Below are 12,163 nucleotides of genomic sequence, written 5' to 3' on the forward strand. Positions count from 1 at the left end.
GAACAAGAGCATCCGGGAGTGGACCGAGCTGCTGGCCGGCGACGAGGTGCTGGCCACGGCCATCCTCGACCGCCTGCTGCACCGAGCGCATGTTCTCAACATCAAGGGGCGCAGCTATCGCCTGCGGGATCTGGAGGAGGCTCTCCAGCGGGCTCACGCTTGAGCCGTCGTAAAACTGGATGTCGCCTTATCTCGTAAATCTCGGTGTCGCTTGACAGCGTCGGTGCGCGGCCTCGCGACATCCTGAGCCAGTTCCTGATCGAGGCGACGACGCTGTCCACCATCGGCGGAGCGCTCGGCATCGGTCTTGGCGCAGGAGCCGCCTACCTCGTAGCGCAACTCGCCGGCTGGCCTTCGCTCGTGTCGACGAACGCCATCATCATCGCGGTTGGCTTCTCGGCACTCGTAGGCATCTTCTTTGGGTTCTATCCCGCGCAGCGCGCCGCGAAGCTCGATCCTATCGAGGCGCTGCGGCGGGAGTGACGCTCCATTGTCATTCCTGGCTGCGCAGCGAAACCAAGCCCCCCAATCAACATGACGTCTGGAAAATGAGACGCTGTGGAGGCCGGTGAAACTATCCTGCACCGTCAGCGGTTATGGATTCCGGGTTCGGCTCCGATGAGCCGCCCCGGAACGACGCAGTGCCACCATTTCTACTCCGCCGCCATCACGCGATAGCGCGCCGGATCGTAGTTGAGGATCGGAGCGAGCCAGCGCTCGACCTCCGTAACGCTCATGTCCTTACGTGCCGCGTAATCCTCCGCCTGATCGCGCTCGACCTTGGCGACGCCGAAGTAGTAAGCCTCTGGATGCGACAGGTAGAGACCCGATACGGAAGAGCCGGGCCACATGGCGTAGGACTCCGTGAGCGTCACACCGATGCGGCGCTCGGCCTCAAGCAGACTGAACAGGGTTGCCTTTTCCGTATGATCGGGCTGTGCAGGATAGCCGGGAGCAGGGCGGATGCCCTGGTACTCCTCGCCGATTAGACCCTCATTCGTGAGGTTCTCGTCGGAGGCATAGCCCCAGAACTCCTTGCGCACGCGTTCGTGCATGCGCTCCGCGAACGCCTCCGCCAAACGGTCGGCGAGCGCCTTCACCATGATCGAGCGGTAATCGTCGTTCGCGCGCTCGAAGCGTTCCGCAATGCGCACTTCCTCGATGCCGGAGGTCACCACGAAGGCCCCGATCCAATCGGGCTGTCCGCTCTCAACAGGAGCGACGAAATCGGACAGGCAGATATTGGGCTTGCCGTCGCGCTTCGAGAGTTGCTGACGCAGACCGTGGAGGGTCGCAAGCTGCTCCGCACGGCTCTCGCCCGTGTAGAGACGGATGTCGTCCCCCACCGCATTGGCAGGCCAGAAGCCGATCACCGCCTTTGGATTGAACCAGCGTTCGTCCACGAGTTGCTTGAGCATCACCTGCGCGTCGTCCCAGAGCTGCCGCGCGGCCTCTCCCTGCTTCTCGTCTTCGAGGATCGCCGGAAAGCGGCCCTTCAGCTCCCATGTCTGGAAGAACGGCGTCCAGTCGATATAGGGCACGAGCTCGCCCACATCGTAGCTGCGGAACACGCGGGCGCCGGTGAAAGTGGGCTTCGGCGGCTGGTAGGACGACCAGTCGATCGCGAGCTTGTTGGCACGGGCCTTCTCGATGGACAAGCGCTGCTTGTCGGCCTCCGAACGGGCATGGGCGTCGGCCACCTTGCGGTATTCGGAGCGCAGCGTCTCCACATAGCCGTCCTTCATGCCGGGCGACAGCAGCGAGGACACGACGCCGACGGCGCGGCTGGCATCCGTCACATAGACGGCCTGACCCCTATGATAGTTCGGATGGATCTTTACCGCCGTGTGCACGCGGCTCGTGGTGGCGCCGCCGATGAGGAGCGGAATGTCGAAGCCCTCGCGCTCCATTTCGCTTGCCACATGCACCATCTCGTCAAGGGACGGCGTGATGAGGCCGGAGAGGCCGATCACGTCCACCTTCTCCCTGCGGGCCGTCTCCAGGATCTTCTGGGCCGGTACCATGACGCCGAGATCGAGAACCTCGTAGTTGTTGCAGGCGAGAACCACGCCGACGATGTTCTTGCCGATATCGTGCACGTCGCCCTTCACGGTCGCCATCAGCACCTTGCCGGCAGCAGAGCGCTGCGCAATTCCAGAGGCTTCCTTTTCCGCCTCCATGAACGGCATGAGGTAGGCCACGGCCTGCTTCATGACGCGCGCGGACTTCACTACCTGCGGCAGGAACATTTTTCCAGCGCCGAAGAGGTCTCCGACCACGTTCATGCCGGCCATGAGCGGGCCTTCGATCACGTGCAGCGGACGCTCGACCGACTGACGCGCCTCTTCGGCGTCCTGCTCGATGAATTCGGTGATGCCGTTGACGAGCGCATGCTCGATCCGCTTCTCGACGGCCCAAGAGCGCCATTCGAGATCGGCCGCCTTAACGGCGCCTGATCCATCGCCCTTAAAGCGGGGCGCCGCCTCCAGCAGGCGCTCCGTCGCATCGGGACGGCGGTCGAGCACCACGTCCTCGCACAACTCGCGCAGCTCCGGATCGATCTCGTCGTAAACGGCGAGTTGCCCTGCATTCACGATGCCCATGTCCATCCCGATCTTGATGGCGTGGAACAGGAACACCGAATGCATGGCCTCGCGCACCGGCTCGTTGCCGCGGAACGAGAAGGACAGGTTCGAGACGCCACCCGAGATATGGGCATGCGGCAGCGTCTCGCGGATGATGCGCGTCGCCTCGATGAAGTCGACGCCGTAGCCGTTATGCTCCTCGATGCCGGTGGCAACCGCGAACACGTTCGGATCGAAGATGATGTCTTCTGGTGGAAAGCCGATTTGCTCGGTCAGGATCCTGTAAGCGCGCGTGCAGATCTCGACCTTTCGCTCCAGCGTGTCCGCCTGGCCCTGCTCATCGAAGGCCATGACCACGACGGCAGCACCGTAAGAGCGACAGATCTTTGCTTGCTCGATGAAAGCCTCCTCGCCCTCCTTCATGGAGATCGAGTTCACGATGGCCTTGCCCTGGATGCACTTGAGCCCGGCCTCGATCACGTGGAACTTGGAGGAATCCACCATCACCGGAACACGAGCGATATCGGGCTCGGCCGCAACGAGGTTGAGGAACTCCACCATCGCCTTCTCGGAATCGAGCAGGCCCTCATCCATGTTGATATCGATGATCTGCGCGCCGCTCGCGACCTGATCGCGCGCCACGTCGAGGGCGGCGGCATAGTCGTTATTGGTGATGAGTTTGCGGAACTTGGCGGAACCGGTGACGTTCGTACGCTCGCCCACATTCACGAAAGGAATGTCGGAGGTGAGGATGAAGGGTTCAAGGCCCGACAGGCGCATGAGCGGCTGCACTCTCGGCACCGAGCGCGGCGCCTTGCCCGCGACGGCCTCCGCGATGGCGCGGATGTGATCCGGCGTCGTGCCGCAGCAGCCGCCAACCACGTTGACGAGACCCGCATCGGCGAATTCCGCCAGCATATTGGCCGTCGCCTCGGGGCGCTCGTCATAGAGGCCGAATTCGTTGGGCAGGCCCGCATTCGGATAGGCGCAGACGAGCGTGTCGGCAACCTTGCCGATTTCCTGGATATGGGCGCGCATCTCGCGCGCTCCAAGCGCGCAGTTGAGGCCGATGGAGAACGGCTCCGCGTGTCGCATCGAATGCCAGAAAGCGGTCGGCGTCTGGCCCGAGAGCGTCCGGCCGGAGAGGTCCGTGATCGTGCCCGAGATCATGATCGGCAGCTTCACGCCCTTCTCGGCGAAGACCTGATGCGTCGCGACGATGGCGGCCTTCGCATTCAGCGTGTCGAAGATCGTCTCGATGAGGATGATCTCGGCACCACCGTCGATCAGTCCCCTCACCTGCTCGGCGTAAGCCTCGCGCACCTGATCGAAGGTCACAGCGCGATAACCCGGATTGTTCACGTCCGGCGAGATCGAGAGCGTCCGGTTTGTCGGCCCGATGGCGCCGGCGACGAAACGGCGGCGGCCGTCCTCCTTTTCGGCGAGGAGAGCCGCTTCGCGCGCAATCCGTGAACCCTCGAAATTCAGATCGTAGACGATCTCCTCCATGCCGTAATCGGCTTGGGCGATCGAGGTGCCGGAGAAGGTATTGGTTTCGACGATGTCCGCACCTGCGCGGAAATAGTCGAGGTGTACGTTGCGCACCGCGTCGGGCTGCGTGAGGATGAGCAGATCGTTATTGCCTTTGACGTCCTGCTTCCAGTCCTTGAAGCGCTCGCCGCGAAAATCCTCTTCCGAGAAGCGCGAGCGCTGCAGCTCCGTTCCCATCGCGCCGTCGAGCACGAGAATCCGCTTGGAGGCGGCTTCACGGAGTGCCTTGATCACGTCAGCGCCATTGGCGGGGCGAGGAGTATGTGCAGTCATTCGATTCGTTCTCTTTTCATCGCGGTCGGCGTTGCACCAACCGATGAAGCTCATTCAAATCTGGCAAATACGAATGCCCGGCTCACGAACCAGGCATCGCAAAACTTAAGCTGCGGCTTTCACGCTCTGGTCGCGCAATCCGAGCAGATGGCAGATGGCATAGACCAGATCGGCGCGGTTCATCGTGTAGAAGTGGAACTCGTTTACGCCGCGATCGACGAGATCGATCACCTGCTCGGCCGCAACGGCGGCGGCGACAAGCTTGCGCGTCTCGACATCGTTCTCCAAGCCCTCGAAGCGGGCCGCGAGCCAGTCAGGCACGCTCGCGCCGGTCTTGGACGCGAAATTCGCCGTCTGCTTGAAGTTCTGTACCGGCACGATGCCGGGCACGATGGGAATATCAATGCCGCGTGCACGCACGCGGTCGAGATAGCGGAAGTAGTGATCGTTGTCGAAGAAGAACTGGGTGATGGCCCGGTCTGCGCCGCAATCGACCTTTGCCTTCAGCACGTCGATATCTGCATCGAGCGATGCAGCTTCGGGATGCTTCTCCGGATAGGCCGAGACGGAGACCTCGAAGTCGCCGATCGCCTTGATGCCGGCCACGAGATCGCAGGTTTGCTGAAATCCGCCGGCATGAGGCTCATAGGCCGTGCCGATGCCGGACACAGGATCGCCGCGAAGCGCCACGATGTGACGCACGCCGGCATCCCAGTAGGAGCGAACAACCTCGTTCACGTCCTCTTTCGTGGCCGCAACGCAGGTGAGGTGCGCAGCGGGCTTGAGATGCGTTTCCTGTACGAGCCGCGAGACCGTGGCGTGGGTGCGCTCGCGGGTGGAGCCGCCGGCGCCATAGGTGACGGAGACGAATTGCGGATTAAGGGAAGCGAGACGCTGGATGGAGGCCCAGAGCGTCGTCTCCATCTCCGGGGTCTTCGGCGGGAAGAACTCGAAGGAGACCTTGATCGGACAGGAGACCTGCCGGCTGGGACGAAGGGTGAGCGGTGACATCAGGCGACCTCTCTGTCGGGTTCACTCAAGGGCCAATCCGTCACCACACGGCGATCCTGGCCAAGCCAAAGGGATACGGTCAAATGCTCGTCGCCTTTTTTGGGCGGAGCGATCTCACAATTGAGCGTGCAGTCGAGCCCCGCCTCGTCGAGCCAGCTTGCCACCTGAGAGGGAGCGAAGCCGAGGCGGCGATGAGCCTGAGCCTCGCGCAGGAATTCGAGACTATGCGGTGCGAAATCGACCACGAGGATCCGTCCGCCCGGCGCGACGAGGCGGGCGGCCTCGCGGATCGCGCGGGCTGGGTCATCCAGGTAATGCAGCACCTGATGGATGACGACGAGATCGAAGGTATTGCGCGGAAACGGGGGCGCATAGATATCCCCCTGGCGCAGCTCGATGCCCCTTAAGCCCGCCTTTTCGAGATTAGCCCGTGCCACTGAGAGCATGGCGTGACTGGCATCGAGGCCAACCGTGCGGCTGGCACGTGGTGCCAGCAGTTGCAGCATGCGGCCGGTGCCGGTGCCGAGATCGACGAGATTCCGGATCTTGGCCGAGCCCAGCGTATCGAGGACGGCAGCCTCGACCACCGCTTCGGGCGCGTGGAGGGAGCGGATACGGTCCCAGTCCGGCGCCAGACGGGAGAAGAAGGCCTGCGCCGCCTGCGAGCGCTGGGCGCGCACGGCCTCAAGGCGGGTTCGGTCCTCCAGCAGTTGCGGATCGGACCGGTCGAGGCTCTCCAAGGTGGGGCGGATGATGCGGAGCGCCACGCCCCGGTCGGTGAGCCGGAAGAACGCCCAAGCTCCCTCCCGGTGCCGTTCCACGAGGCCTGCCTCGACGAGAAGTTTCAGATGGCGGGAGATGCGCGGCTGGGACTGCCCGAGGATATCCGTGAGATCGGAAACGGAGAGTTCTCCTTCCGTCAACAAAGCCAGGATTCGCAGACGCGTTCCCTCGGCGGCGGCCCGCAGGACGTCCAGGGTCAGATCCAGCGATGGAGGCGGGGTGTCGGGCACAGCCAAATCTCGCTCTTACATATAAAGATATATTTATATCTATTTTGACACGAGAGCAAGCTGAGCCTTAGACGTTTAGGACTTTTTTCGGTACCCCTTGGCGCGGCCGGCCAGTACAACGAGCACGAAGACGGCTCCCGCAACGATCCAGGCGGAAAGGCCAATGGGCTCCTGATTGAAAATGGAGGCGATCAGGAGGGTGACGAACGTCTGCAGCAATTGAACCTGGCTCACATGGGCGATCCCGCCGATGGCAAGTCCGGCATTCCAGGCAAAGAAGCCGAGATACTGGCTCATGAGGGTGACATAGGCAAAGCCGATCCAACTCCAGGCGGGGATCGCCCCCAACTCCTCCGGGAGGGTCCAGAGCGCCACCGGAACCGTAACTGGCAGGGCGACGACCAAGACCCAGGAGATGACCTCCCAACCGGCCAAGCCACTACGTACAAGCTTGCCGGAGACCACATAGCCCAGGGCTGACGAAAAGGCAGCCGCGAGGAGGAAGAGATCACCCCGCCCGAGCGAGCCGCCACCCTCATGCAGGGTGAAGCCGATGACGAGGGCGGCACCGGCCAGAGCGGCCAGCCAGAAACCCGGGCTTGGGCGCTCGCCAGCAATCAGAGTGCTGATGGCGGAGGTTGCGAGCGGCAGAATGCCGAGCACCACACCGCCATGGGACGCCGGAACGCGCTGCATCGCCAGTGCAGTAAACCCGGGAAAGCCTCCGACCAGGCATAAAGCCGCGAGCGCCATGGCGCCGACCTGTCGCCGTGAGGGCCAAGGTCTACGCAGAACGAGGAGGGTCGCGAGGGCCAGGAGCCCGGCAAGCGCCGCCCGCCCCGCCGTGACGAAGAGCGGGCTCAAGTGCTCAACCGCGATATGGGTAAACGGAAGCGTACCGGCAAAAATGCACACGCCGACGAAGCCCAGCACCAAGCCCAGGTTCTCCCGCGACATCGGGCGTCGGCTTAGCGGAATGGGGGTTCGTCGAAGCTGCGCAGCTTGCGCGAATGCAGGGACGCCCGCTGGCCTTTCAGGATGTCGAGCGCTGCAAGACCGATCATGAGATGCTCGCTCACCGCGCGCTCATAGAAGGCATTGGCCGCGCCCGGCAGCTTGATCTCGCCGTGCAGCGGCTTGTCCGAGACACACAGCAGCGTGCCGTAGGGGACACGCAGCCGGTAGCCCTGAGCCGCAATGGTGCCGCTTTCCATGTCCACCGCGATGGCGCGGGACAGGTTGATCTGCCGCCGCTCTTGGCTCCAGCGCAGCTCCCAGTTCCGGTCGTCGTAGGTCACGACGGTGCCGGTGCGCAGGCGCCGCTTCAGCTCCTCGCCCCGTTCGCCGGTGACGTGCACCGCCGCGTCCTGCAGGGCGACCTGGATTTCCGCGAGGGCCGGGATCGGAATTTCCGGCGGCACCGCACCGTCGAGGATGTGGTCGCGCCGCAGGTAGCCGTGGGCCAGCACGTAATCGCCGATGGATTGCGACTGGCGCAAGCCCCCGCAATGCCCGACCATGAGCCAGCAATGGGGCCGCAGCACCGCCAGGTGATCGGTGATGTTCTTCGCATTCGACGGCCCGACGCCGATATTGACCAGGGTCACCCCATGCCCGTCCTGGCGCATCAGGTGGTAGGCCGGCATCTGGAACCGGTGCCAGGGCGTGGAGCCGATCAGCTCTTCGATGACGGCGTCGTCCAGCCCCCGTTCGATAGTGATGCCGCCCGGCAGGACGAGTTTCGTATAAGGCCCCTCCTCGTTCGCCAGCTCCTTGACGGCCCAGCGGATGAATTGGTCCACATAGCGGTGATAGTTGGTGAGCAGGATCCAGGGCTGAACGCAGCGCCAGTCGCTGCCGGTGTAATGCACCAGACGGCGGAGCGAGTAATCCACCCGGGCCGCGTCGAAGAGCGCCAGGGGGCGCACCTCGTTCTCATGGAACACCCAGGTGCCGTCGGCAATCTCGTCGCCTACCTTGGCGAGAAGCGGAGTCGGAAAATGCTGAGCGAGTTCGGAGGCGGAATGAGCTCCGCGGCCCAGTTCGTCGCCACGCTCGAAGATATACGGATAGGGAATTTCCTGGTCGCTGACGCCGACCTCGATGGTGGCGCCATAGTCGCGCACGAGGAAGTTCAGCTGCTCCAGCAGGTAGTTCTTGAAGAATCCAGGTTGCGTGATGGTGGTGGCATAAACCCCAGGCCCCTGGAACTTGGCATAGGCGCGCTGCTTAATGGGCGGCACGGCGCTTGATCGGTAGTCGAGGCGCAGTTCCGGATAGCGGAAGCGGGACCGCTCGAAGGGTGTGGGCGGCGTGCCAGTGGAAAAGAAATGATCGAGAGCCTGCCGCTGCGCTTCGATGGCGCTGTCATGAAGCGTGATGAGCCGCTCGACGGCTTCTTCAGGCGTGGCAACGGATTGGAAGGTGGAGATGTGATCGGCTGGCACGTGGACTCTCTTCTTACGTCTCGTGCCTCAAGGGTCATACACTGTTTCTGGAAAGAACCCAACCGGGTTGATCGATCAGAAAGAAAGCCGCTCACCCTGCCAGTCGAAGAAACCGCCCGTGTCGTCCAGTGTCAGCCGGTCGATGAGCGCGACGAGACCGGCCGCGCTTTGCTGGGCCGGGATGTCCGCGCCTGAGCCACCCATATCGGTTCGGACCCAGCCGGGATGGACAGAGATGGCCACGATCCCTTCAGCCTGCAGATCAGTCGCCAGACCTTGAACCACCTTGTTCACCGCAGCTTTGGAGGCACGATACGCAATCCGGTCGGACTTGGCGTAAGACAGGGAGCCCATGCGGCTGCTGAGGGTAACGATCTTGGCCGCCTTCGCGCGTTTCAGGTGAGGCAGGAACGCCTCGACGATCCGTAAGGGACCGAGGGTGTTGACGTTCAGGGTTTCGAGAAACCCATCGAAATCCATATCGAGCGTCGATTGCCGCTGCGGACCGATGATGCCGGCATTGTTGAAGAGAACGTCGATGGGCTCGTCGATGCTCTTGGCCGCGGCCTTGATCGAGATGCTGTCCCGGACGTCGAGCCCCAGCAGCATGAGCTGCCCTGTTGTGGTGTACTCGCTCCATGCGGGCGGCGCCTGATTCAGGCCACGAAGGGTGCCGATGACGCGATCACCCCGATGCAAGAGAACGCGGGCGAGCTCCTGCCCGATCCCGCGTCCGATGCCTGTGATGAGGTAAGTTCCCACGAAAAAAGACTACCGCGAGAACTTCTTGTACTTGATCCGATGCGGGATCGTGGAATCCGTGCCGAGGCGGCGCTTCTTATCCTCCTCGTAATCGGCGAAGTTCCCTTCGAACCATTCCACGTGGCTATCGCCCTCGAAGGCCAGGATGTGGGTGGCAATGCGGTCGAGGAACCAGCGATCGTGCGAGATGATCACGGCGCAGCCGGCATAATCCTCCAGCGCCTCCTCCAGTGCCCGCAGGGTATCCACGTCGAGGTCGTTGGTCGGCTCGTCGAGAAGCAGGACGTTCGAGCCGGACTTCAGGATCTTGGCGAGATGCACGCGGTTGCGCTCGCCGCCCGAGAGCACGCCGACCTTCTTCTGCTGGTCCGAGCCCTTGAAGTTGAAGGCGCCGCAATAGGCGCGGGCGTTGATCTCGCGCTTGCCGAGATAGAGCACCTCGTTGCCGCCCGAAATCTCCTCGTAGAGAGTCTTGTTGGCATCGAGCGAGTCGCGGCTCTGGTCGACATAACCGAGCTTGACGCTCTCGCCGATCTTGATGCTGCCCTCGTCCGGCTGTTCCTGACCCGTGATCATGCGGAACAGCGTGGTCTTGCCGGCGCCGTTCGGGCCGATGATGCCGACGATGCCGCCCGGCGGCAGCTTGAAGGACAGACCATCGATGAGAAGCTTGTCGCCGAACGCTTTCTTCAGGTTGTCGAACTCGATGACGTTGTTGCCCAGACGCTCGGCGATCGGAATGATGATCTGAGCCGTGGTCGGGCCCTTCTCGTTGGCCTTGGCCACGAGATCCTCGTAACGCTGGATACGGGCCTTCGACTTGGCCTGGCGGGCCTTCGGCGAGGCCGACACCCATTCGCGCTCCCGTTCGATGGTGCGCCTATGCGCCTCGTCCTCGCGGCCCTCCTGCTCCAGGCGCTTCTGCTTCTGCGTGAGCCAGGACGAGTAGTTGCCCTCGTAGGGGATGCCCCGGCCGCGGTCGAGCTCGAGGATCCAGCCGGTCACGTTGTCGAGGAAGTAGCGGTCGTGGGTCACGATCAGGATCGCGCCCGGGTAGTTGCGCAGATGCCCTTCGAGCCAGCCGGTCGTTTCGGCGTCCAAGTGGTTGGTCGGCTCGTCGAGGAGCAGCAGTTCCGGCTGCTCCAGGAGCAGCTTGCACAGCGCCACGCGGCGGCGCTCGCCGCCCGAGAGCTTGTCCACGGACCAGTCGTCCGGCGGGCAGCGCAGGGCGTCCATGGCTTGGTCGACCTGGGAATCGAGATCCCACAGGCCTTTGGCCTCGATCTCATCCTGGAGGCGGGTCATCTCGTCCGCCGTCTCCTCGGAATAGTTCATGGCGAGCTCGTTGTAGCGGTCGAGGATCGCCTTCTTGGCGGCCACACCCTCCATGACGTTCTCGCGGACGTTCTTCGACGGGTCGAGCTGGGGCTCCTGCGGCAGGTAGCCGACCCGCGCTCCCTCTGCGACCCAGCCCTCGCCGGTCCAGTCCGTATCGGTGCCGGCCATGATGCGCAGCAGGGTCGACTTACCGGCGCCGTTCACGCCGAGCACGCCGATCTTGGCATCGGGATAGAAGGAGAGGTGAATGTTATCCAAGACCTTCTTGCCGCCTGAATAGGTCTTGGTGAGGCCACGCATGTGGTAGATGAATTGACGGGACACGGAAAAAGCCCTGCTTGGTCGAGATGTGAATGGAGTTGGCCGTCAGTTAGCAGGGGCAGACGACCGGGGCAAGGCGGGGGAATGTCGCCAGCAGGGTTCCGGAGAGCCAGCACCCGCAGGCCCAGGGCTTGGGAGCCCTGAGCCATGAGGTGATCGAGGGTGGTGCGCTGGGCAGCCCGGCTCGATGGGTATGGTGGAATGGGAAGAGCCAGGATGCCTCGCACGCGGGACTGTTAGGCGTTTCGACTTGGACCAGCACAGGGCTGCCAAGGGCCTCCCGCCAACCGGCGTGCGAGGCCTGCTGCAGGACCGCTCCCCGCCCCACATCTGCGACGCCTCGCGAGCGCGCCCCCGTCGGGCCGGGATGAGCCAGGGTCGAGCCCAGATGATACATCGTATCAATAACAAAGTGAGAACATTGCACACACCCTCTCGTCATCACCGGCCTTGTGCCGGTGATCCCGATCCGTAAAGCACTGCGCCTCACCGCATCGGGATGGCCGGGACAGGCCCGGCAATGACGGCAGAGGGTGTCGCGGGCCGTGATCCCGACCGTCTCGCGCGGCCTCATCCTGAGGAGCCGCTGCAAGCGGCGTCTCGAAGGAGGGTCCGGAGAGCACTGAAATCCTCCTTCGAGACGCAGCCTCACGGCTGCTCCTCAGGATGAGGGCCATGGGTCTGAAAGCGGGATGGCCCGGACCGATCCCGGATCGAGTCCGGGGACGGCCAGGACTAGTTCCTCTGCACTGAGGATTTGACGAGTTGAGGCGGGCGTAGGAGGGGCAGGCGTTCGGGCTCAACCAGGACTTCGATGCTACGGGCCAAGCCCGGCTGGCGTCGGATCAGGCCCATCCGTTCC

8 protein-coding genes and 1 pseudogene are annotated in these 12,163 nt (G+C 63.4%); 2 read left to right on the top strand and 7 right to left on the bottom strand.

Annotation, left to right across the window (positions count from 1 at the left end; all coding sequences use genetic code 11):
- Positions 1-142, top strand: a pseudogene (locus FS320_RS29400) (ATP-binding protein); the annotation flags it as partial.
- Between the two features lie 62 nt (positions 143-204).
- The gene (locus tag FS320_RS29405; RefSeq protein ID WP_338105535.1) at positions 205-483 is read left to right on the top strand and encodes an ABC transporter permease; all 279 of its coding nucleotides are present in this window, start codon (positions 205-207) and stop codon (positions 481-483) included.
- A 170-nt stretch (positions 484-653) separates the two neighbouring features.
- Here FS320_RS29405 and metH read toward each other — a convergent pair whose 3' ends face one another.
- The 7 genes from metH to ettA all read right to left on the bottom strand — a co-directional run bounded on the left by metH (position 654) and on the right by ettA (position 11,304).
- The gene (gene metH / locus FS320_RS29410) at positions 654-4,409 is read right to left on the bottom strand and encodes a methionine synthase (protein ID WP_152715808.1); all 3,756 of its coding nucleotides are present in this window, start codon (positions 4,407-4,409) and stop codon (positions 654-656) included.
- Positions 4,410-4,514: 105 nt separating this feature from the next.
- On the bottom strand, positions 4,515-5,420 hold the full coding sequence (metF, locus tag FS320_RS29415; RefSeq protein ID WP_152715809.1) for a methylenetetrahydrofolate reductase [NAD(P)H]: 906 nt from the start codon (positions 5,418-5,420) through the stop codon (positions 4,515-4,517).
- Entirely contained in the window at positions 5,420-6,433 is a 1,014-nt protein-coding gene (locus tag FS320_RS29420; protein WP_162003320.1) for a metalloregulator ArsR/SmtB family transcription factor, read from the bottom strand. Before FS320_RS29420 ends, metF begins: the two co-directional genes overlap by 1 nt.
- Positions 6,434-6,508: 75 nt before the next feature.
- Positions 6,509-7,390 (bottom strand): DMT family transporter, encoded by an 882-nt coding sequence (locus FS320_RS29425; RefSeq protein ID WP_152715811.1) that lies wholly within the window; start codon positions 7,388-7,390, stop codon positions 6,509-6,511.
- A gap of 11 nt (positions 7,391-7,401) precedes the next feature.
- The gene (locus FS320_RS29430) at positions 7,402-8,880 is read right to left on the bottom strand and encodes an AMP nucleosidase (protein WP_162003321.1); all 1,479 of its coding nucleotides are present in this window, start codon (positions 8,878-8,880) and stop codon (positions 7,402-7,404) included.
- A 75-nt stretch (positions 8,881-8,955) separates the two neighbouring features.
- Complete coding sequence (locus FS320_RS29435; protein ID WP_162003322.1) at positions 8,956-9,642, bottom strand: SDR family NAD(P)-dependent oxidoreductase; 687 nt, start codon at positions 9,640-9,642, stop codon at positions 8,956-8,958.
- Between the two features lie 9 nt (positions 9,643-9,651).
- Complete coding sequence (gene ettA / locus FS320_RS29440; RefSeq protein WP_162003323.1) at positions 9,652-11,304, bottom strand: energy-dependent translational throttle protein EttA; 1,653 nt, start codon at positions 11,302-11,304, stop codon at positions 9,652-9,654.
- Positions 11,305-12,163 lie beyond the last annotated feature (859 nt).

The organism is Microvirga tunisiensis (assembly GCF_009296175.1).
Classification (GTDB): domain Bacteria; phylum Pseudomonadota; class Alphaproteobacteria; order Rhizobiales; family Beijerinckiaceae; genus Microvirga; species Microvirga tunisiensis.

Excerpts from the sequence above, each read along its gene's own strand:
- FS320_RS29425 (WP_152715811.1), bottom strand. The coding sequence starts at position 7,390 with ATGTCGCGGGAGAACCTGGGCTTGGTGCTGGGCTTCGTCGGCGTGTGC.
- metF (WP_152715809.1), bottom strand. The coding sequence starts at position 5,420 with ATGTCACCGCTCACCCTTCGTCCCAGCCGGCAGGTCTCCTGTCCGATC.
- metH (WP_152715808.1), bottom strand. The coding sequence starts at position 4,409 with ATGACTGCACATACTCCTCGCCCCGCCAATGGCGCTGACGTGATCAAG.